Annotated in this window: 14 protein-coding genes; 5 read left to right on the top strand and 9 right to left on the bottom strand. The window is 73.0% G+C overall.

Translation table 11 applies throughout. The features are described from left to right. Positions 1-109: 109 nt before the first annotated feature. Entirely contained in the window at positions 110-778 is a 669-nt protein-coding gene (locus NX801_RS17320; protein ID WP_258788637.1) for a cutinase family protein, read from the top strand. A gap of 60 nt (positions 779-838) precedes the next feature. On the opposite strand, the gene NX801_RS17315 is transcribed toward NX801_RS17320, so the two are convergent. Next, complete coding sequence (locus tag NX801_RS17315; RefSeq protein WP_258788636.1) at positions 839-1,774, bottom strand: alpha/beta fold hydrolase; 936 nt, start codon at positions 1,772-1,774, stop codon at positions 839-841. A gap of 146 nt (positions 1,775-1,920) precedes the next feature. Between NX801_RS17315 and NX801_RS17310 the strand changes: the two genes are divergently transcribed. After that, positions 1,921-2,496, top strand: coding sequence for a CGNR zinc finger domain-containing protein (locus NX801_RS17310; RefSeq protein ID WP_258788635.1), 576 nt, complete (start codon positions 1,921-1,923; stop codon positions 2,494-2,496). A gap of 99 nt (positions 2,497-2,595) precedes the next feature. Here the strand turns inward: NX801_RS17310 and NX801_RS17305 are convergent, their stop codons facing one another. The 5 genes from NX801_RS17305 to NX801_RS17285 form a co-directional block, all read right to left on the bottom strand. Then, positions 2,596-3,312, bottom strand: a complete 717-nt coding sequence (locus NX801_RS17305) for an ABC transporter ATP-binding protein (protein ID WP_258788634.1) — start codon at positions 3,310-3,312, stop codon at positions 2,596-2,598. Beyond that, positions 3,309-4,445 carry an ABC transporter ATP-binding protein gene (locus tag NX801_RS17300; RefSeq protein ID WP_258788633.1) on the bottom strand — a complete coding sequence of 379 codons (1,137 nt, stop codon included), beginning with the start codon at positions 4,443-4,445 and terminating at the stop codon, positions 3,309-3,311. Before NX801_RS17300 ends, NX801_RS17305 begins: the two co-directional genes overlap by 4 nt. 2 nt (positions 4,446-4,447) lie before the next feature. Continuing rightward, complete coding sequence (locus tag NX801_RS17295) at positions 4,448-6,307, bottom strand: branched-chain amino acid ABC transporter permease (RefSeq protein ID WP_258788632.1); 1,860 nt, start codon at positions 6,305-6,307, stop codon at positions 4,448-4,450. Beyond that, on the bottom strand, positions 6,304-7,233 hold the full coding sequence (locus NX801_RS17290; RefSeq protein ID WP_258788631.1) for a branched-chain amino acid ABC transporter permease: 930 nt from the start codon (positions 7,231-7,233) through the stop codon (positions 6,304-6,306). The genes NX801_RS17295 and NX801_RS17290 overlap by 4 nt, the downstream gene beginning before the upstream one ends. 176 nt (positions 7,234-7,409) lie before the next feature. Beyond that, entirely contained in the window at positions 7,410-8,639 is a 1,230-nt protein-coding gene (locus NX801_RS17285; protein ID WP_258788630.1) for a branched-chain amino acid ABC transporter substrate-binding protein, read from the bottom strand. A gap of 989 nt (positions 8,640-9,628) precedes the next feature. Between NX801_RS17285 and NX801_RS17280 the strand changes: the two genes are divergently transcribed. Further along, a complete protein-coding gene (locus NX801_RS17280; RefSeq protein WP_258788629.1) occupies positions 9,629-11,614 on the top strand; it encodes a Xaa-Pro dipeptidyl-peptidase in 1,986 nt (661 codons plus the stop codon). A gap of 292 nt (positions 11,615-11,906) precedes the next feature. Here the strand turns inward: NX801_RS17280 and NX801_RS17275 are convergent, their stop codons facing one another. Both NX801_RS17275 and NX801_RS17270 read right to left on the bottom strand, forming a co-directional pair. Next, entirely contained in the window at positions 11,907-12,404 is a 498-nt protein-coding gene (locus NX801_RS17275) for a PaaI family thioesterase (protein WP_258788628.1), read from the bottom strand. A 146-nt stretch (positions 12,405-12,550) separates the two neighbouring features. After that, positions 12,551-14,830: an FdhF/YdeP family oxidoreductase gene (locus tag NX801_RS17270; protein ID WP_258788626.1), complete on the bottom strand. Its 2,280-nt coding sequence runs from the start codon at positions 14,828-14,830 to the stop codon at positions 12,551-12,553. A gap of 571 nt (positions 14,831-15,401) precedes the next feature. On the opposite strand from NX801_RS17270, the gene polA reads away from it, so the two are divergent. Beyond that, positions 15,402-18,140, top strand: a complete 2,739-nt coding sequence (polA, locus tag NX801_RS17260; RefSeq protein WP_428986166.1) for a DNA polymerase I — start codon at positions 15,402-15,404, stop codon at positions 18,138-18,140. A gap of 186 nt (positions 18,141-18,326) precedes the next feature. Here the strand turns inward: polA and NX801_RS17255 are convergent, their stop codons facing one another. Then, on the bottom strand, positions 18,327-19,280 hold the full coding sequence (locus NX801_RS17255; protein ID WP_258788625.1) for a DUF4184 family protein: 954 nt from the start codon (positions 19,278-19,280) through the stop codon (positions 18,327-18,329). Positions 19,281-19,575: 295 nt separating this feature from the next. Here NX801_RS17255 and NX801_RS17250 point away from each other — a divergent pair, with 295 nt between their 5' ends. Next, positions 19,576-21,378, top strand: coding sequence for a lytic transglycosylase domain-containing protein (locus NX801_RS17250; RefSeq protein WP_258788624.1), 1,803 nt, complete (start codon positions 19,576-19,578; stop codon positions 21,376-21,378). Positions 21,379-21,400 lie beyond the last annotated feature (22 nt).

Raw genomic sequence — 21,400 nt, 5'->3', positions numbered from 1 at the left:
AAGGCGCCGCTGAGCCGCCGGAGGATCCGGCCCCCCACGCGATTCATCGGAATTCCATCGGTCACTGCCACGGTCGTCGGACGCAGGCAGACCAGATGGGGAGGATCGCATGCGCGCGAAGAGGATCACGGCCGCCTCGGCCGGACTTCTGCTGGCGGCGGGGCTTTCGGTGACACAGGCGTCCACGGCAGAGGCGGCAGTCGCGACGGCGCCGTGCGAGGGCACGTACACGATCGTCGTCGGCGGCACGGGAAGCTCCTGGAACAACGACGGCTTCACCGGCAACATCCAGCAGCACGTCGGCTATCCCACCCAAATCCCCAACGGCGCGAGCGCCCGGGCGGGTGTGAACGAGCTCAACCGGCTGGTGCGCGACCAGCGTGCCGCGTGCCCGGGCCAGCACGTCAAGATGGGCGGCTACTCCCTGGGCGCCGCGGTGGTGCACACCTGGGTCACCGAGAACTGGCAGACGTTCGACAACGTCAACGCCATTCTCATCGCGGACCCCAAGCGCCAGGGCGGCCCCGGTGCCAACGGGGGGTCCGTGCCGTTCGGCGGCATCGTCGGCCCCCCGCTCGCCGGTGCCGACAGGTTCTTCGGAGACGTACCGGTCAAGACGATCTGCCACTGGGACTACGTCTGCGACGAGTCCGCCGGCATCTGGACGTACCCGAACAACCACGTCCGGAACTACCCCGACGACTTCAACATGGATCACCACAACGACGGCGCCAACGAGCAGTGGTACAACGGCGCCTGGTACCCGGCCGCCTGGTGATCGCGGGCCGTCGGCGGGCCCGGCCGCGGACGTGAGCCGGGCCCGCCGACGGCCGCCGTGTCACGCGCGCTCGCCGAAGAACGACAGCAGCGCCGCGACGAGGGCGTCCGGCGCCTCCTCGGGCACGTAGTGCCCGCAGCCCTCGATCACCAGCTCGGTCACCTCGGTGGCGACACGCCGCACGTCCCGGGCGACGGCGGCGCCCCGGAAGGCGCCGCCGCCGACGGCCAGCACGGGCATCGGCAGAGCGGCCCGCACCCGCTCCCGGTTCTGGGCGATCGTCGCGTCCAGGGCCCGGTAGTACTGGAAGCTCGCGTGCAGGGCGCCCGGCCGGCGGAGCGCGTCGACATAGACACCGACGACATCGGCCGGCATGGCGTCGGGCGTGGCCCCCTTCACGGCGAACTGGTCCCGGTAGTAGATGTCCTCGCGCCCCTCGACCAGCTTCTCGTTGACGGAGGCCAGCCGGTTGAACATGAAGTGCCAGGCGGCCTCGACCGGACGGTTCGACGGCGGGAGGGCGCCGGGGTCGTCGGAGATGCCGGGCAGGGCGGCCTCCGCCAGGACGAGCCGGGTGACCCTGGTGGGATGGTCGGCGGCGAGCGCGTAGGCCAGCATCATGCCGACGTCATGGCCGGCCACCCCGAAGCTCTCGTGGCCCAGCGCGGTCATCAGCCGGGCGAGATCCGTCGCCGCCGTGGTGCTGTCGTACCCGGTCTCCGGCAGGTCGGAGCGGCCGACTCCGCGCGGGTCCACCGCGACCACCGAGAAGTGCTCGGCGAGCGGCAGCATCACCTTGCGCCACTGCCACCAGAACTGCGGCCAGCCGCCCACCAGGAGCAGCGCCGGCCCCGAGCCGCCCGTGACGGCGTGCAGGGCGAGGCCGCCGAGGTCGTACCGATGGCTGCGGAACCGTTCGGTGAAGCCGGGCGGCAGGTCGGGCACCGCCGTGACGGTGCCGAATCCGGTCACGGGCGCGGGTGGGGCAAGAGGCATCGCGTTCTCCCTGGAAACCAGTGGAACCGGTTGAACCGTCTAAGATGGTTCAGGAACGTAGCAGAGTCTCCCCGAACTGGCTAACGTGGTTCCTCGTGGTGGCGGAACGAGCGGGCGTGGCGGTGGCGGAAGGAGAGAGTGTGGCGGTGGCGGACAGCGCGCGGACGGGGGCGGAATCCCAGCCCCTGTGCCTGCGCTTCACCAAGACGGCGGCCGACCGGCTCGCCCCGGCGCCCCGGGAGCGGCTGCGCCGTCCGGCGGACCTCGCCGAGTGGCTCGCCACCGCCGGACTCGGCGCGGGGGAATCCGGAGAACCGCCCTCGGTGGACGAGGAGTTGTTGCGCGAGGCGCGGGAACTGCGCGAGGCGATCTACCGGGCCGCGCGGTCCGTCGCGAGCGGAGAACGCCCTGCCGGGGCGGACCGCGAGCACATCAACGCATGGGCCGCGCGCAACGACGCGTACCGGGTGCTCGGTGACACCGGTGTCCACTGGCGCTTCCCGGGCGCGTCGCCGGCCCGGTCCGCCCTGGCCGTCCTGGCCGCCGACGCCGTCGAGACCCTCGGCGGTGTACGCACCGGCACGGTCAAGGTGTGCGCCGGGAGCGGGTGCGTGGCGGTCTTCCTCGACACCAGTCGCGGCCGGTCGCGCCGCTGGTGCTCGATGGGAACGTGCGGCAACCGCGCCAAGAAGGACGCCATGCGGGTCCGGCAGGAAGGGTGACCCCGGGGGCGGCCGGAGCCGTTCTTGAGGAGACGAGGCGGCGGCGCCACCGGACGAACCGGTGACGCCGCCGCTCGTAGGCGGGTGTACCGGACCTGCTCAGTCCTCGCCCAGGTACGCCTTGCGCACCGACTCGTCGTGCAGCAGATCCCGGCCGGTGCCGGAGAGGACGACCTTGCCGATCTCCATCACATGGCCGTGGTCGGCCAGGGCCAGCGCGGCCTGGGCGTTCTGCTCGACCAGCAGAATGGTGGTGCCCTGCGTCTTGAGCTCCGCGATGGTCGCCATGATCTTCTGCATCATGATCGGGGAGAGGCCCATGGAGGGCTCGTCCAGCATCAGCAGCTTGGGCCGCGACATCAGCGCCCTGCCCATGGCGAGCATCTGCTGCTCACCGCCGGAGAGGGTGCCGGCCGCCTGCTTCCGGCGCTCCCCGAGGATGGGGAACAGGTCGTAGGCGCGCTGGACGTCCTGCTCGATGCCCGCCTTGTCGCTGCGGAGGAAGGCACCGAGGAGCAGATTGTCCTCGATCGTCATCCGGGGGAAGATGTGCCGCCCCTCGGGGGAGTGGGCGAGCCCCAGCGAGACGATCTGGTGCGCCGGGACCTTCCGCAGCGATCTGCCGTTGAACTTGATCTGGCCGCCGACCGGCTTGAGCAGGCCGGAGAGGGTGCGCAGGGTGGTCGTCTTGCCGGCGCCGTTGGTGCCGATGAGGGTGACGACCTCACCGGCGTCCACGGTGAAGGAGATGCCCTTCACGGCCTCGATCTTGCCGTAGGCGACGCGCAGGTCCTCGACTTCGAGCAGGGCGGTCATCGGTCGTTCTCCTTGCCGGGACGTGCGGCCGGGGGCTCCTCGGACACGGCGCCCGGGGCCTCGGCCTTCGTGGGCGCGGCACCGGGCCGCGCGGCGCCCGCCGCCGGTTCGGCCTCCGGAGCGGGTACGGGCCCGAGGCCGGGAGCCGGCGCGGGTCCGGTTTCCGGCGCGGGCTCGGCCGCTACCGGCGCGGGCACGGCCTGCGTGGGCTCGGCCTCCGCCGCCGTGCCGGACGGCGCGGGCGCGGCGACGGCTCCGGTCTCCGCCTCGTGGGCGGCCTCGGCGGCGGCCACCTCGGCGGCCTCTTCCTTGCCGGGCGCGCCCTCGAAGGGTTCGCCCAGATAGGCGGCGATCACCCGCTCGTCGCCCTGCACCGTCTCGCTGTCGCCCTCGATCAGCTTCTGGCCCTGGACCAGCACGGCGACCCGGTCGCAGAGATTGAAGATGAACCGCATGTCGTGCTCGATGACCAGCACCGCGATCCCCATGTCCCGGATGGCGAAGACCAGTTCCTCGGTGGTCCGGGTCTCCTGCGGGTTCATGCCCGCGGTGGGCTCGTCGAGCAGCAGCAGCCCCGGCTCACTGGCGAGGGCGCGGGCGATCTCCAGCTTGCGCTGCTCGCCGTAGGGGAGGTTCCTGGCCAGGTGCTCGGCCTTGGCGGCGAGTCCGACGAACTCCAGCAGCTCCAGGGCGCGGGCCCGGGAAGCCGCCTCGGCCTTGTGGAAGCCGGGGCCCCGCAGCAGGGCGGACCAGAGGCCCTCCTTGGTCCGGGTGTGCCGGCCGACCAGCACGTTCTCCAGCACCGTCATATTGCCGAAGAGCCGGATGTTCTGGAAAGTACGGGCGATGCCGGCGGCCGTCACCTTGAACGACTTCGGCGGCAGCACCGTGCCCTTGTACCGGACCTCGCCCTCGGTGGGGACGTACAGGCCGGTCAGGCAGTTGAAGAAGGTGGTCTTGCCCGCGCCGTTGGGGCCGATCAGGCCGACGATCTCGCCCGCGCCCACCGTGAGGTCGACCGAGCGCACGGCGGTCAGCCCGCCGAACCGCATGGTCACACCGCGGGCGTCGAGCACGGTCTCGCCGGTGACCGGCGGGGCCGCGGGCGGCGGGGTGATGGTGGAGGTGGTCATGGTCAGGCACCTGCCTTGCTCAGGGTGGCGGGCGCTTCCTGGTCCTCGTGGAACTCCAGCTGGCGGCGGCGGTTGGGGATGAGCCCCTCCGGCCGGAACCGCATCAGCAGGATCAGCGCGAGCCCGAAGGCGAGGAGCTGGTAGTCGCTCAGGAACTGGAGCTTCGCCGGGATCAGGAAGAGCAGCGCCCCGCCGACCAGCGGTCCGCTGATGGTGCCCATGCCGCCGAGGACGACGGCGGCGAGCAGGAACGCCGAGTTGGGCGGCACCGCGTGGGCGAACTGGTACTGCTCCGGGGTCACCGTGTACGTGACGTGCGCCTGCACGGCGCCGGCCAGTCCGGCGAGGGTGGCGCCGAGGGCGAAGGCGATCAGCTTGACCCGGAAGCCGTTGATCCCCATGGCGAGCGCCGCGGTCTCGTCCTCCCGGATGGCGACCCAGGCCCGGCCGATGCGGGACTCGGCGCTGCGCCGGAAGACCACCACGATGATCAGGGTGACCAGCAGCATCAGGAAGAAGTAGTTGGCGAACCGGCCCACGGTGAGCCCGCCGACGCTGTGCTCGGCGCCGAAGTCGAAGCCGAGGATGTCGAGGTTCGGGATCGAGGAGATGCCGTTGGAGCCGTTGGTGATGTCCGGGCCGGACGTGCCGTCCGTGTTGAGGACGGCGATCCGGAAGATCTCACCGAAGCCGAGGGTGACGATCGCCAGGTAGTCGCCGCGCAGCCGGAGGGTGGGGGCGCCGATGAGGACGCCGAAGACCATGGAGGCGGCGGCACCGATCAGCATCGCCGCCCAGAAGGGCAGATGCAGCCCGAACGGCGAGGACGGGGAGCCGGAGACCATGGCGGCGGCGTAGGCGCCGACGCCGAGGAAGGCGACGTAACCGAGGTCGAGCAGCCCGGCGAGGCCGACCACGATGTTGAGGCCCAGGGCCACCGTGGCGAAGATCAGGATGTTGACGCCGATGGTGGCGTACTGGTCGTCGCTCTGGGTGAAGGGGAACGCGGCGGCGGCCACGAAGGCGCCGACCATGGCCACATTGCGGTGCCGGGCCGCCAGCGCGGAGGCGCGGGCGATCAGTCCGGCCTTGCCGAGCGCGGCGAAGCCGAAGCCGGCGGTGATCAGGAAGCCGGTGAACAGCTCGTCGTACTCGGTGGTGATGCCGTAGGTGAAGACGATCAGACCGCCCGCCAGCACCCCGGCGAGGATCAGGATCTCGGCCCAGGACGGCAGCTTCCGGGCCGGGGCGGCGGGGGTCCCGGCGGCGAAGGCCGCGCGGACCGTCGCCCAGCGGGTGCGGGACTCGTGCCGGAGCCGGTCGAGACCGCCGTCGTCGGGGTCGGCCGGCTCGGCGGCGGGCCGCTCGAAGGGCAGCGCCAGCGCGCCGAGCAGCGCGACCAGGGAGGCGACGGCGACCACATGGCCGCCCGGCTCCAGGTTGATCACACCGCCGAGCTGGACGCAGATGGCGATCACGGTGAACCAGGCGGTGGCGAAGGCGGCCAGCGCGGCGAACCGGATGGCCGCGTCGGCGCCGGCCGGCACCAGCCAGCGGGTGCCCCTCACCCCGTACGAGGCGATCCCGAACAGCGTGGTGAGCGCGCCGGAGACGAGCACGAGCCACTGGAGCCCGCCGGGGTAGCCGTAGACGGTGAGATCGCCGGGGAAGGCGGACGTCCAGGTCCAGGAGAGGAAGGCGGAGAGCACGGTGAGAGCGCCGCCCCCGGTGGCGGCGGCCCGGCCGAGACGGGCGGGGAGCGGTATCAGTCCGGCGGCCGGGGCGGGCACGGTGGCCGGGACGGCCTTCGGGGGGCGCGGGGTGTCCGGCGTGGTGGTGTCGGTGGTGGTCATGGTGGTCACGCCCTGTCCGCGACGCGCTCGCCCAGCAGGCCCTGGGGCCGGAAGAGGAGCACGAGGATGAGGAGTACGAACGCCCAGGCGTTGGCCCAGGACTGACCGCCGAGCTGCTGCATGCCCGGGATCTCGCTGATGTACGCGGCCGCCAGGGTCTCGGCCACGCCCAGGGCGATGCCGCCGATCATGGCGCCGTAGATGTTGCCGATGCCGCCGAGGACCGCGGCGGTGAACGCCTTGAGGCCCAGCAGGAAGCCCATCCGGAACTGCACCTCGCCGTACTTGAGGCCGTAGGCGACGGCCCCGATCGCGGCGAAGGCGGCGCCCAGGGCGAACGCGACCACGATGATCCGGTCGGTGTTGATGCCCATCAGCTTGGCGGTGTCCGGGTCCTGCGCGGTGGCCTGCATGCCCCGGCCGGTGCGGGTGCGCATCACGAAGTAGCCGAGGATCGCCATCGAGACCGGCGCGGCCACCAGCAGGAAGATGTCACCGGTCTGGATGGTGATCGGACCGAGGTGGTACGGCCCGCCCGGGATCTCCGGGAACGACCGGGAGGACTTCGCCTCGGGGTACCAGGCCCACACCGCCTGCTGGAGCGCGAGCGAGAGGCCGATGGCGGTGATGAGCGGCGCGAGCCGGGGGCCGCCCCGCAGCGGGCGGTAGGCGAATCGTTCCGCCCCGACGGCGATGGTGACGGCGACGATGATCGCGCCGATGATCATGAGGGGCAGCGCCAGCCAGAGGGTGGTGCCGCCGGGAAGCATGAGCCAGACCGTCAGGGCGCCGAACCCGCCGGTCATGAAGATCTCGCCGTGGGCGAAGTTGATGAGCTGGACGATGCCGTAGACCATCGTGTAGCCAATGGCGACGAGCCCGTACATCGATCCGAGTAGCAGGCCGTTGACCAGCTGTTGCGGCAGTTCGTTCACCGCAGGTCCTCCGAAGTCTTTCGCCGGGTGTGACGCCGCGCGGGGCGATCGGGTGGATGCGCCCCGCGCGGCCAGAAGAGGTGTGACCGGAGTGGCCGGCCGTCGTGACCGGAGACAGGCCGGCCGTCGTGACCGGAGCGGCCGGTCGTCGTGACCGGAGTGGCCGGCCGGCCGGGTCAGCCGAGGGTGCCGGACTTCACGGGGGCCCAGGCGCCGCCCTTGTACTGGTAGACGGTGAGCTGCTTGTTGGTGGTGTCACCGAACTCGTCGAAGGAGACCTTGCCGGTCACACCGTCGAAGGAGACACCCTTCATGGCCTCGATGACCTTGCCGCGAGCGCCGTCGGGCAGCTTGCCGCCGTTGTCGTCCACCAGCTTCTTGACGGCCTCGATGATCGCCCAGGCGGCGTCGTAGGAGTAGCCGCCGTACGCCTCGTAGCGGTCCTTGTAGCCGGCCTTCTTGTAGTTGGCGACGAAGTCCTTGGCGGAGGGCAGCGTCTCCACCGGGGCGCCGACCGAGGTGGCGAGGTCGCCCTCGCCCTCCTTGCCGGAGAGCTTGATGAAGTCGGCGCTGTAGATGCCGTCGCCGCCGACCAGCGGGATCTTGGCGCCCGCCTTCTTGATCTGCTTGCTCAGCGGACCGGCGGCCGGGTACTCGCCGCCGTAGTAGACGACATCGGCACCGGAGCTCTTGATCTTGGTGACGACCGAGGAGAAGTCCTTGGTCTCCGGGTCCACGTGGTCCTCGCCGGCCACCGTGCCGCCGAGCTTGGTGTACTCCGCCTTGAAGGTGGCGGCCAGACCGGCGCCGTAGGTCTTCTTGTCGTCGATCAGGAAGACCTTCTTCTTCTTGGCGGTGTTGACCAGGTACTGCGCGGCGAACGGACCCTGGATGGCGTCCGTGGTGGCGGTGCGGAAGTACGAGGCGAACGGGCGCTTCTTCTCGCCGCCGTTCCAGTTCTGGCCCTGGCTCAGCGAGGGCGAGGTGTTGGCGGGGGAGACCTGCACCAGCTTGGCGTCGTCGAAGACCTTCTGCATCGACTCGGCCACCGAGGAGTTCAGCGGGCCGACCACGCCGAGGACGTTCTTGTCGGCCACCAGCTTGGTGGCGTTCTGCTGGCCGGAGGAGGGCTGGGCCTGGTCGTCCAGCGCGTTGATCTCGAAGGTGACGCCCTTGACGTAACCCTTCTCGTTGGCCTGCTTGACCGCGAGGTCCACCGAGTTCTTGATACCGAGCCCCAGCGCGGAGAGATCGCCGGTCAGCGGCGCGTCCACCCCGATGACGACGGTGGTGCCACCTCCGCCGGCGGAGTCCGAGCCCTTGGCGTCGCGCGAACCGCAAGCGGTGAGGGTGAGTGCTCCCGTGGTGACCACGGAGGCGATTATCAGCAAGGAACGGTGTCGCACGATGAATCCTTTCCCAGGCGCGGCCCCCTCGGAAGTCGAGGTGCCGTCTCCTTGGCCGGGGCGTACGTGAATGGGGGCCGGGACATACCGGTGGAGCAGGGCCGAGCGGTGGACGCTCCCGGCGGCGCGGTGACTGGCCGTGACTCTAAGCGCAGCCGGGGCCGGGCCGGGAGCGCCAGCGACAGGATGTGACTTTCTTGTTATGACGTGAACAATCGGTGTCGGTGAGTGCCTCGTACACCGGTCCTGGCGTGGCGAGCCGGAATCTCATAGGGCGAGAACGCCCAGTTCCGCTAAGGGGCTTGAGGGCGTCATGCTGCTTACGGCGAGGGGTCGGGCGGCATGTGGGGGAAGTGTGATCGCCAGGTGTCCGGGGGCGTCGGCGGGTCTTCGGAGAAGGGTGAGCGTCTCCGCTCATCATTACGGAGAGTGATAGTGGAGCTGGCCGTTCTGGTGGGGCGGGCGGGGGTGTGGCGCGTGGCCGGTCGCTCCGTGGGACGCCTCCGGGAGGGCCCCGCCCGGGCGGTTCGCCCGGACGGCGGGCGCTCCCGGGCGGACCGGGGCGCCGGTGCCGGTGTGAACTGCGCGGACGGATGTGCCGGGGGTGCCGTCCGGCCGGTCGGAGGGCCTTTTGGCCGAAGTCCCGTGCTCCGGGCCGGTGGAGCCTTCCGTCCGGGGTGGTGTCCGGTGAGCGAAGTGCCGGGTCCGGAGTGCGAAATACCTCGCGAAAGCGGGTAGTTGGCGGCTGGTGGGCGGAGTGCCCGGGCGCGGGGCGGGGGGTCGGCGGCCACTGCCGCCTTTCGGGTGGCCGGGGCGGGCGTATGGGCGACCCGACGGCCCCGGCACGGGGTGTCACGGCCGGGTGGAATGGTCAACTGAGGGTGAACTGCGGGTGGTTGGGCGCTCTGGTGTTGTCGATGAGGAAGCGGTGGAATGTCCCCGCGCCACCCGCGCGCGCGTCACCCCCCACTCCTCAGGAGGCAGGCACGATGGTGAGACCCACCCCGGCACACGGCCCCCGCACGGCCCGCCGACTCGGTGTCGCGGCGATCGCCGCGAGTCTGGTCGGCGTTTTTCCGCCAACCACCGCGAGCGCCACCGGCGCGGCCCCCGAACTGCGGATCGAGCACGGGCGGACTCAGCCCGTCTTCTCCCGCGCCGATGCGCTGTCTCAGCAGGTGGACATCGAAACGGACACGGACAGCGACGGAGACGGCAGCCGGGACACCGTCCGGATGCGGATCCTGCGCCCCAAGGAGACCGGCGCCGGACTGAAGGTGGCCACCGTCATCGAGGCCAGCCCCTACTGGGGCGGCGGCAACGACGCCCCCTTCCATCCGGTGGACGTGGACGAGGACGGACTGCCGGCCCGCCACCCGGCGGGTCCGTACCGGCTGCCCGGCCTCCTCGACGGCCGGGCCCGGGAGACGGCCGAACCGGCGGGGGCGGGGCAGCGCCAGGACCTGGCGCCGGACGGGGCCGCCGTCGTCTTCCCCGGCTACACCGACAACTATTTCCTGCCACGCGGCTACGCCGTCGCCCAGCTGGACTCCCTCGGCACCGGCGGCTCCACCGGCTGCCCGCTCTCCGGCGCCCGCGCGGAGAGCCTCGGCGCCAAGGCGGCGGTGGACTGGCTGAACGGCCGGGCCCGGGGGTGGGACCCGGAGGGCCGGCCGGTCACCGCCTCCTGGTCCACCGGCAACGCGGCGATGATGGGCATCTCGTACAACGGCACCCTGCCCACGGCCGTGGCCACCACCGGGGTCGAGGGGCTGAAGGCGATCGTGCCGATCTCCGCCATCTCCTCCTGGTACGACTACTACCGCGCGGGCGGTGGGGTCGTCGCCCCCGGCGGCTACCAGGGCGAGGACGCCGACGTGCTCGCCAAGGCCGTCTACAGCCGCGCCGACCGGGAGATCTGCCGCCCGGCGCTGGACCGGCTCACCGCCGGGCAGGACCGGGCCACCGGCGACTACACGCGCTTCTGGCGGGAGCGGGACTACCTCAGGGACGTGGGGCGGATCAGGGCCGGCGTCTTCCTGGTGCACGGCCTCAACGACTGGAACGTCAAGACCCGGCACGCCGCCCGGCTCTGGGAGGAGCTGGGCCGGCACGGGGTGCCCCGCACCCTCTGGCTCCACCAGGGCGGGCACATCAATCCGATGCCGCTGCGGATGGAGGCCTGGCTGGACCGGCTGGGCCAGTGGTTCGACCACTTCCTGTACGACCTGGACAGCGGCGCCCTCGACGGCCCCCGGGTCGAGGTGGAGCAGGCCGACTTCGGCTGGCGGAGCCAGTCCCGCTGGCCGGAGCGCGGCACCCGGGACCTGACCCTGCGGCTGAACCAGGACGGCACCCTCGCGCGCGGCCCGGGGCGCCCGGTGCGCCAGACCCTGGTGGACGCCGGCCGCACCGTGCCCGCCGAGCGGCTGGTGCCCGACCCGGACACGGTGAGGGCCGACCGGCTCGCCTACACCACCCCGCCGCTCGACCGGGACCTGCGGATCAGCGGCACCCCGACCGTCTCGGTGCGGGCCGCGCTGGACGGCACCTCGCCGTACGCCACCGCGCTGCTGGTCGACTACGGCCGGGACACCCGGGCGACGGCGGGCACGGTGACCGACCCGGACCAGCTGGTCTGCTACGGCGAGGGCGTGCCGGGTGACACCGGCTGCGCCTACCGGACCCGGCACCGGACGGAGACGGCCGACTTCAAGATCGTCACCCGGGGCTGGCTGGACGTCCGCAACCGGCTCTCCCCGGCCCGGCAGACCCCGGTGACCGAGGGACGCGAGTACGCCCTCTCCTGGGAGCTGCAGCCGCAGGACTACGTGGTCAGAAAGGGCCACCGGCTCGGTGTGGTGCTGATCTCGACCGACCACGACTACACCCTGCGCCACCCGGCCGGCACCCGGCTGACCGTCCGCACCGGCGTCAGCTCCGTCACCCTCCCGGTGGCCCCGGCCGGCGGCTGACCGGCCGTCCGGCCGTACCGGGCGGGTACGCGGCCGGGGCCGGTGCGCGGGCGGGGGCCCGGTGGGCGCGAGTGCCCGTCCACCGGGCCGTCCGGGCGCCCTGGCCGTCCGTACGGCCGGCTCCGGGAAGCCGGGACCGGCGTACGGGGCGGACGCGCGGCCCGGGGCCGTCCGGCCTCGCGAGGCGGGTACGCGGCCGGGCACGGGAGCGGCCCTCCCGCCGTCCGGGGCCGGGGCGCCGGGCGGCGGTCCGTGGCGGGCCCGCGAGCGGCGGTCCGGCCGCGCGGGGCGGTCAGCCCGCCGAGGCCCCCGCCCCGGTCCCGTCCGTCCCCGGGGCGGGGAGCTCCCGGAGCATGCAGGTCAGCCGGGCGGTGCAGACCCGCTTGTCCTGCTCGTCGGTGATGACGATCTCGTACGTCGCCGTGGAGCGGCCCCGGTGGACGGGCGTGGCGACCCCGGTCACCGTGCCGCTCCGCACGCCCCGGTGGTGGGTGCAGTTCAGGTCCACGCCGACGGCGACCTTCGCGGGGCCGCCGTGCAGCATGGCGCCGACCGAGCCGAGCGTCTCGGCCAGCACCGCCGAGGCCCCGCCGTGCAGCAGCCCGTACGGCTGGGTGTTGCCCTCCACCGGCATGGTGCCCACCACCCGCTCGGCCGAGGCCTCCCGCACCTGGACCCCCATCCGGGTGCCGAGGTTCCCGGCGGAGAACAGCGCGGGGAGGTCCACACCGAGCGCGGTGTACTCGTCCAGGACCTCCTGCGGGAACTTCACGGTGGTCTGCTCACCCATGGGCCCGGCTCCGTTCTTCGTTGTCTGCGTCGTCGTTGTCGCCGTCGGCGGCGGCCGTGACCGGACGGGCCCCGGCCCAGCCCGCCGGAACAGGCCGTACGCGCGGGCCCGTGGTCCGTATCACCGGCTCGTACCTGAGCGCGTGCTCAGGCGGACGGCGATTGTTCCAGACGCACGATCACCGACTTGCTCGCGGGGGTGTTGCTCACATCCGCCGTGGCCTCCAGCGGCACCAGCACATTGGTCTCCGGGTAGTACGCGGCGGCGCACCCGCGCGCCGTCGGGTAGTGCACCACCCGGAAGCCGGGCGCCCGGCGCTCGGTGCCGTCGGTCCACTCGCTCACCAGGTCCGCGTACGCCCCGTCGGCGAGGCCCCGCTCCCGCGCGTCCTCCGGGTGGACCAGCACCACCCGGCGGCCGCCTCTGATCCCCCGGTAGCGGTCGTCCAGCCCGTAGATCGTGGTGTTGTACTGGTCGTGCGAGCGCAGCGTCTGGAGCAGCAGCCGGCCCTCGGGCACCCGGGGGTACTCGACCGGGGCGGCGGTGAAGTTCGCCTTGCCGGTGGCGGTGGGGAAGCGCCGCTCGTCGCGCGGCGGATGCGGCAGGGCGAAGCCGCCGGGCCGGGCGATCCGCGCGTTGAAGTCCTCGAAGCCGGCCACCACCCGGCCGATCCGGTCCCGGATCGCGGCGTAGTCGTGCTCGAACTCCTCCCAGGGCGTGGCCGAGCCCGCGCCCAGCACCGCCCGGGCCAGCCGCGCCACGATGGCCGGCTCGGAGAGCAGATAGGGGCTCGCGGGCGGCAGGTTGCCGCGCGAGGCGTGCACCAGGCCCATCGAGTCCTCCACCGTCACGAACTGCCGCCCGGCCCGCTGCACGTCCTTGTCGGTGCGCCCCAGCGTCGGCAGGATCAGCGCCCGGGCGCCGGTCACCACGTGCGAGCGGTTCAGCTTGGTGGAGACGTGCACGGTCAGCCGCGCCCGGCGCATCGCCGCCTCGGTGACCGCCGTGTCCGGGGTGGCGCCGACGAAGTTGCCGCCCATCGCGAGGAAGACCTTCGCCCGGCCGTCCCGCATGGCTTCGATGGAACGCACCACGTCATAGCCGTGGTGCCGGGGCGAGACGATGCCGAACTCCTTGTCCAGCGCGTCCAGGAAGGCCGCGGCGGGCCGCTCGAAGATGCCCATCGTGCGGTCGCCCTGGACGTTGGAGTGGCCCCGGACCGGACACACCCCGGCACCCGGCCGGCCGATGTTGCCGCGCAGCAGCAGGAAGTTGACCACCTCGCGGATGGTCGGCACCGCGTGCTTGTGCTGGGTCAGCCCCATCGCCCAGCAGACGATGGTCCGCTCCGAGGAGAGCACCATCGTCAGCGCCCGCTCGATCTCGGCGCGCTCCAGCCCGGTGGCCGCCAGGGTCTCGTCCCAGTCGGCCGCCCGGGCGGCGGCGGTGAACTCCTCGAAGCCATGGGTGTGCGCCCGGACGAACTCCTCGTCCACCGCGCCCGGGGTTTCCAGGATCAGCTTGTTGAGCAGCCGGAAGAGGGCCTGGTCGCCGCCGATGCGCACCTGGAGGAAGAGATCGGTGAGCGCCGTGCCCCGGAGCATCCCCTGCGGGGTCTGCGGGTTCTTGAACCGCTCAAGACCGGCCTCGGGCAGCGGGTTGACCGTGATGATCCGCGCCCCGGACTCCTTCGCCTTCTCCAGCGCCGAGAGCATCCGGGGGTGGTTGGTGCCCGGATTCTGCCCGGCGACCACGATCAGATCCGCCCGGTGGAGGTCCTCCAGCGAGACGCTGCCCTTGCCGACCCCGATCGTCTCGACCAGGGCGGAGCCGGAGGACTCGTGGCACATGTTGGAGCAGTCCGGCAGATTGTTGGTGCCGAACTCCCGGGCGAGGAGCTGGAGCAGGAACGCCGCCTCGTTGCTGGTCCGCCCCGAGGTGTAGAAGACCGCCTCGTCGGGGGAGTCCAGCGCGGTCAGCTCCTCCGCGATCAGCGCGAAGGCGTCCTCCCAGCTCACCGGCGTGTACCGGTCGGCGCCCGCGTCCAGCAGCATCGGATGGGTGAGCCGGCCCTGCTGGCCCAGCCAGTAGCCGCTGCGCTCGGCCAGCTCCGCCACCGGGTGCCCGGCGAAGAAGTCGGGGGTGACCCGGCGGAGCGTGGCCTCCTCGGCCACCGCCTTGGCGCCGTTCTCGCAGAACTCCGCGACATGCCGCTTGTCGCCCTCCGGCCAGGCGCAGCCGGGGCAGTCGAAGCCCTGCTTCTGGTTCACCCGGAGGAGCGTCCGGGCGGTGCGGGCGAGCCCCATCTGGGCGTGCGACATCCGGAGGGTGTGCCCGATCGCGGGCAGCCCGGCCGCCGCGTGATGCGGCTCCTCGACCCGCGGCGCGTCCTGGACCGGATCCCCTGCCGGCGGCTTGCTGGCCATCGGGCTCCCCCTCGCTCTCCCCGCTGCCGCGGTCGATCGGCGCGCATACGCCGGTGCGTGTCGGTGGTACACCGCGTTGCGGATGTCAACCGGCGTGCGCGGTGTACAGGGTGTACGCGGTGTACGCCGTTTCACGTCGGTACGCCGCGTACCCGTGGGCCGTACGGCTCCGACCCCCGCGCGGGCGACGACCGGGGACATACGGCTGCACGGCTACGTCTCCGATCCTGTCACGCCCCACCGACAAGGGCGCGAGCGCGGGTGACTCCCGGCCATCCGGGCGCCCGGCCCACCCGGGCTGGGCCCCGGCCGGGAGTCCAGGTGGCCGGGCGCGGGCCCCAGCCGAGCCGGGTCGCCCGCCGGGCCATGCCGGGGCCGCCCGCCGGGCCGGATCGCCCGCCGGGCCGGCGGTGGCCCCGGACGCTGCCCCGGCCGGACCGGGCGGGCGACGGCCCGGACGGCCGTCGCCGCCGGGTGGGGGGAGCCGTCGGCCCGGGTCGGCGCGGCCCGGGCGGCGGCGGGGCCGGGCGCGGGTCGGGGATTGTCGGCGGTCCGTGGCAGGATCGTCCCCGTGGCCGAGACAGCATCGAAGAAGACTCCAGACCAGCCTCCGAAGAGCCCGAAGACCCCGGAGAACCGTCCCCGACTGCTCCTCATGGACGGGCACTCGCTGGCCTACCGGGCGTTCTTCGCGCTGCCCGCGGAGAACTTCACCACCGCGGGCGGCCAGCCGACCAACGCCATCTACGGCTTCGCGTCGATGCTGGCCAACACCCTGCGTGACGAGCAGCCCACGCACTTCGCGGTGGCGTTCGACGTCTCCCGGAAGACCTGGCGCTCCCAGGACTTCCCGGAGTACAAGGCGAACCGCTCCAAGACCCCCGACGAGTTCAAGGGACAGGTCGAGCTGATCGGGGAGCTGCTCGACACCATGAACGCCGTCCGGTTCGCGGTGGACGGCTTCGAGGCGGACGACATCATCGCCACCCTTGCCACCCAGGCCGAGGCGGCCGGCTTCGAGGTGCTGATCGTCACCGGCGACCGGGACTCCTTCCAGCTCGTCTCCGACCACGTCACCGTGCTCTACCCGACCAAGGGCGTCTCCGAGCTGACCCGGTTCACCCCGGACAAGGTGCGGGAGAAGTACGGGCTCTCGCCCCAGCAGTACCCGGACTTCGCCGCCCTGCGCGGCGACCCGTCCGACAATCTGCCCGGCATCCCGGGCGTCGGTGAGAAGACCGCCACCAAGTGGATCAGCCAGTTCGGTTCCTTCGCCGAGCTGGTCGAGCGCGCCGACGAGGTGAAGGGCAAGGCCGGCCAGGCCCTCCGGGACCACCTGGAGGCCGTCAAGCTCAACCGCCACCTCACCGAGCTGGTCCGGGACGTCGAGCTGCCGAAGGCCGTGGCCGACCTGGAGCGCTCGCCGTACGACCGGTCGGCGCTCAAGGGCTTCCTGGAGGTCCTGGAGATCCGCAACCCCAGCCTCCGGGAGCGGCTGCTCGCGGTCGACCCGGGCGCCGTCGAGGAGGAGCCCCCGGCCCCCGAGGCCGGGATCGAGCTGGACGGCGCGGTGCTGGGCGCCGGCGAGCTGGGCCCCTGGCTGGAGCGGCACGGCGACCGGCCGCTCGGCGTCGCCACCGTCGCCGCCTGGGCGCTGGGCGTCGGCGATGTCAGCGAGATCGCGCTCGCCACCGCCGACGGCCCGGCCGCCTGGTTCGACACCACCCGGCTGGACGAGGCCGACGACCGGGCCTTCGCCGCCTGGCTGGCCGACCCGGCCCGGCCCAAGGTGCTGCACAACGCCAAGGACGTGCTGCGGGTCTTCCCCGAGCACGGCTGGCGCGTCGAGGGCATCACCATGGACACCGCCCTCGCCGCCTACCTGGTCAAGCCCGGCCGCCGCTCCTTCGCGCTGGACGCCCTCTCCGTCGAGTACCTGCACCGCGAGCTGGCCCCGGCCGCCGCCGACGGCCAGCTCGCCTTCGGCACCGACGAGCAGGCCGAGGCGGACGCCCTGATGTCCCAGGCCCGGGCCGTGCTCGACCTCGGGGAGGCGCTGGGCGGGCGGCTCGAAGAGGTCGGCGCCACCGGGCTGCTGCACGACGTGGAGCTGCCCACCTCCGCGCTGCTCGCCCGGCTGGAGCGGGCCGGCATCTCCGCCGACCGGGCCCATCTGGAGAAGATGGAGCAGCAGTTCGCCGGGGCCGTCCAGCAGGCGGTCAAGGAGGCGCACGACTCGGTGGGCCACGAGTTCAACCTCGGCTCGCCCAAGCAGCTCCAGGAGGTCTTCTTCGGGGAGCTGAACCTCCCCAAGACCAAGAAGACCAAGACCGGCTACACCACCGACGCCGACGCGCTGGCCTGGCTGGCCGCGCAGACCGAGCACGAGCTTCCGGTGATCATGCTCCGCCACCGCGAGCAGGCCCGGCTGCGCTCCACCGTCGAGGGGCTGATCAAGACGATCGCCGCCGACGGCCGGATCCACACCACCTTCAGCCAGATCGTCGCCGCCACCGGCCGGCTCTCCTCCACCGAGCCCAACCTGCAGAACGTGCCGGTCCGCACCGACGAGGGCCGCGCCATCCGGCACGGCTTCGTGGTCGGCGAGGGGTACGAGGCCCTGATGACGGCCGACTACAGCCAGATCGAGCTGCGGGTGATGGCCCATCTCTCCGAGGACCAGGGCCTGATCGACGCCTTCACCTCCGGCGAGGACCTGCACACCACCGTCGCCTCCCAGGTGTTCGGGGTCGGGCGGGACGCGGTGGACGCCGAGATGCGCCGCAAGATCAAGGCCATGTCGTACGGACTCGCCTACGGCCTCTCCGCGTTCGGCCTCTCCCAGCAGCTGAACATCGACGCGGGCGAGGCCCGGGCCCTGATGGACACCTACTTCGAGCGGTTCGGTGGCGTCCGGGACTACCTCCGCCGGGTGGTGGACGAGGCGCGGGCCACCGGCTACACCCAGACCATGCTGGGCCGCCGCAGGTACCTCCCGGACCTCAACAGCGACAACCGCCAGCGCCGGGAGGCGGCCGAGCGGATGGCGCTGAACGCCCCCATCCAGGGCACCGCCGCCGACATCGTCAAGGTGGCCATGCTGGGCGTGGACCGGGCACTGATCGAGGCGGGCCTCACCTCCCGGATGCTGCTCCAGGTGCACGACGAAATCGTGCTGGAGCTGGCGCCCGGCGAGCGGACCGAGGTGGAGCGGATCGTCCGCCACGAGATGGCCGGCGCGGTGGAGCTCCGCGCCCCGCTGGACGTGTCGGTGGGCGTCGGCCCGGACTGGGAGTCCGCCGCGCACTGAGCCACCCGTACGACCGGTGGCCCCGGACCCGTACGACCGGTGGGCCCGGGACCCGCACCGGCCGGTGGACGGACCCGGGGTCCGTACCGGCCGGTGGGCGTGGGCACCGGGCCCGCACCGGCCGGTGGGCACGCACCTGCGGTCGGCGGTCGTGGCACGGGTGCCGGGCGCCCGGTCGGTGGTCCGCTAACGGCCGCCGACCGACTCGGTGTCCTCGTTGTCTCCGGCGTGCTCCGGCGACGGCCCGGGCGGCCCGGGCCTCTCCGGGGCCGCCGCCCGGCCGCCCCGCCCCGCATCCTCCGGGGCCGTCGGGACCGTCGTACCGCGCGGGTACCGGAGCCGTGCCACCGCGGCGTACAGCAGCACCCCCGCCGCCAGCCCGGTGCCCGCGCCGAAGCAGGCGGTCGGCACGATGTCCAGCGGCGTCTCGATCCTGCCCCAGTACGCGTACCAGCGCAGGCACCGGTGGAGCGTCCCGGCCGCCAGCCCGCCGCCGAGCAGCAGCACCGCCACCGGCCGGGGCGCCCGGGGGAGCCGGACCGGTACGGTGCCGGCCGCCTCCGCCCCGGCGTTCGCGCGCCGCAGGGCGCCGGCCGTGAACCACACCAGCGCCACCAGGGCCAGCGCCGAACTCCCGTACTGGACATAGGTGTAGACCGGCAGCCCGGCCGCCGTGCCCTCCAGGGCCGGCACCAGCCGGACGCCCCAGCGGCCCGGGTGGGTGAAGGCGTCCCACACCACATGGGTCACCGCCCCCAGCACCGCCGAGACATACACCCACAGCGCCGCCACGAGCCCCCGCCGGCCGCCGGATCCCGCACCCCGGCCCCGGCCCCGTACGAGCGAGTACACCCGGTCCCGCCACCGCGCCGGGAGCAGCCCCACCAGCGGTTCACGCACCAGCAGCCAGGCACCGAGCAGGGCGAACGCGATGGCCGCGTCCACGGTGACCACACCCGGCAGGCCGTGGGTGACGGTGCCGAAGGCCATGGCGCCGGGGATCACCGAGTCCGCGAAGTAGGTGACGTCCGGGGCGAAGGAGCCGGCCAGCAGTGCCGAGGCGACCAGCGGGCCGCGCCCGGTGCCGTTCCGCCGCATCGCGGGCAGTACCGCCGCCGCATGACTGAGTGTGAAGGGCATTGTGCCAGGTCCCCCGGTTCTGTCGCCGATCACCGGCCGATCACCGGCCGGCCCGCCCCCAGTCTGCGGCACGGGCCGTCCGGCCGCCTCCACCGCGGACGCGCCCCGTGACGAGTCCTCGGGACACCTGGCTGAGCAAGTGGGTGAGCGGGAGCGGAAAAGGTGAAGACCTGAGAAACAGCCTGGGGTGGCGGTACAGCGGCGGACCCGGTTGGCGTAAGGTGCGGAAGGCTTGGGACGCCTGTATATCCGTGCGGGGAGCGCGGACGGCCGTCCAAGGGGAGGGACCAGACGCATGGCAGTACACATCGGCAGCCGGCTGCGCAAGGGAGCGACCAGCACGGCGGTGGCGGCCGCGGCGGTGGCGGCCCTGTCCGCCTCCCAGGCCCCCGGTGTGACGGCCGCGACCGGTGGTGAACCGGCCTCCGACGCCACCCCGCCGGCCACCGGCGGCTCGGCCACCGGCAACTCCCCGTACTACACGGACCTTCCGCCGCTGCACACCCCCGCCAAGCCCGGCACCTCGCCCGGCGTGCCCGCCACGGGTTCCTCGGAGGCCGGCATCCCGGCCACCGTGCTCGCCGCCTACCAGCAGGCCGAGGAGTATCTGAAGAGCGAGCGCCCGGACTGCAAGCTGCCCTGGCAACTCCTCGCCGGCATCGGCAAGGTGGAGTCCGGCCAGGCGCGCGGGGGGCAGGTGGACGCCAACGGCACCACGCTCTCGCCGATCCTGGGCCCGGTCCTCAACGGCGTCGGCTTCGCCAGGATCACCGACACCGACCACGGTGCCTACGACGGCGACACCGTGCACGACCGGGCGATCGGCCCCCTGCAGTTCATCCCCTCCACCTGGGAGACCTGGGGTCAGGACGCCAACGGCGACGGGCGCAAGGACCCCAACAACATCTACGACGCCGCTCGCGCCGCCGGGATGTATCTCTGCGCCAACAAGCGGGACCTCGCCCTCAAGGACGACCTCGACCGGGCGATCCTCAGCTACAACCACTCGCAGGAGTACCTGCGTACGGTGCTGACCTGGTTCGAGTTCTACCAGCGCGGCAGCCACCGGGTGCCGGACGGCACCGGCACGCTGCCCGTGGACCGCAGCGACGACCCGGCCACCGGGACGGACCCGGTGATCACCCCGTCGCCCGGCTTCCCGTCGTTCCCCGTCCCGTCGGTGATCCCGTCGCCCACGCCGTCGAAGCCGGGCCCGGCGCCGAAGCCGGGCCCCGGCCCCGCCAAGCCGACGCCGACCCCCACTCCCACGCCGACTCCGCACAAGCCGACGCCGACTCCCACCCCGCCCAAGCCGGTGCCCGCCGACACGGTGGTACGCCTCGAAGACGTGGGCACCGGCCCGCTCACCGCCATGGCCGGCACCCGGTTCGCCGGCCGTCCGGCGGTGAAGGCGATCGACAAGGCGGGCAAGCCGGTGGCCGGCGTACCGGTCCGGTTCGCACTGGTCGGCACCACCGACGCCCGCTTCCCGCAGGGGGCGACCGTGGTCACCGTCGTCACCGGGACGGCCGGCACCGCCGTGGCGCCGGCGCTCCAGGCGGGCGAGCGGACCGGCGGATTCACCGTCCGGGCCACCGTCACCGGCCGGACGGTCGCCACCCGTGACGTCCGGGCCACCGTCACCGCCCGCCAGGCCGACACGCTGGCCCGGGCCGACGAGGCCGAGCTCAAGGCCGCCCCGGGCACCGAGTTCACCGCCCCGGTCGTGGTGAAGGCGGCCTACCGGGGCGCCGCCGCCGGCCGGGTCGCGGTCACCGCCACCCTGGTCAGGTCGGCCGACGATCCTTCCGCCAACGACAAGGGCCCCTTCTTCACGGACGAGAAGGGCGCCCCGGTCCGCACCCTCACCGGGCTGACCACCGCCGCCGACGGCACGCTGAAGCTGCCCGCCCTCCACGCGGGCGACCGGACCGGCACCTACCTGCTGCGGATCACCGCCACCGGCGGCGCGGTGCTCACCGTGGAGCTCACGGTGGAGCCCGCCACCGCCCCCGGCGGCACCCCGGAGACCCCGGGCACCTCTGGGACCCCGGGCACGTCCGGCTCCTCCGAGGCCCCGGCCGGACCGGCCGCCTGACTCGCCGTCACCACGGCTCCGC

This window comes from Streptomyces pyxinae (genome assembly GCF_024756275.1).
GTDB classification, from domain to species: Bacteria; Actinomycetota; Actinomycetes; order Streptomycetales; family Streptomycetaceae; genus Streptomyces; species Streptomyces pyxinae.
This window is presented reverse-complemented; position numbering and strand designations above follow the sequence as displayed.

Excerpts from the sequence above, each read along its gene's own strand:
- NX801_RS17320 (WP_258788637.1), top strand. The coding sequence starts at position 110 with ATGCGCGCGAAGAGGATCACGGCCGCCTCGGCCGGACTTCTGCTGGCG.
- NX801_RS17315 (WP_258788636.1), bottom strand. The coding sequence starts at position 1,774 with ATGCCTCTTGCCCCACCCGCGCCCGTGACCGGATTCGGCACCGTCACG.
- NX801_RS17305 (WP_258788634.1), bottom strand. The coding sequence starts at position 3,312 with ATGACCGCCCTGCTCGAAGTCGAGGACCTGCGCGTCGCCTACGGCAAG.
- NX801_RS17300 (WP_258788633.1), bottom strand. The coding sequence starts at position 4,445 with ATGACCACCTCCACCATCACCCCGCCGCCCGCGGCCCCGCCGGTCACC.
- NX801_RS17280 (WP_258788629.1), top strand. The coding sequence starts at position 9,629 with ATGGTGAGACCCACCCCGGCACACGGCCCCCGCACGGCCCGCCGACTC.
- NX801_RS17275 (WP_258788628.1), bottom strand. The coding sequence starts at position 12,404 with ATGGGTGAGCAGACCACCGTGAAGTTCCCGCAGGAGGTCCTGGACGAG.
- NX801_RS17270 (WP_258788626.1), bottom strand. The coding sequence starts at position 14,830 with ATGGCCAGCAAGCCGCCGGCAGGGGATCCGGTCCAGGACGCGCCGCGG.
- NX801_RS17255 (WP_258788625.1), bottom strand. The coding sequence starts at position 19,280 with ATGCCCTTCACACTCAGTCATGCGGCGGCGGTACTGCCCGCGATGCGG.
- NX801_RS17250 (WP_258788624.1), top strand. The coding sequence starts at position 19,576 with ATGGCAGTACACATCGGCAGCCGGCTGCGCAAGGGAGCGACCAGCACG.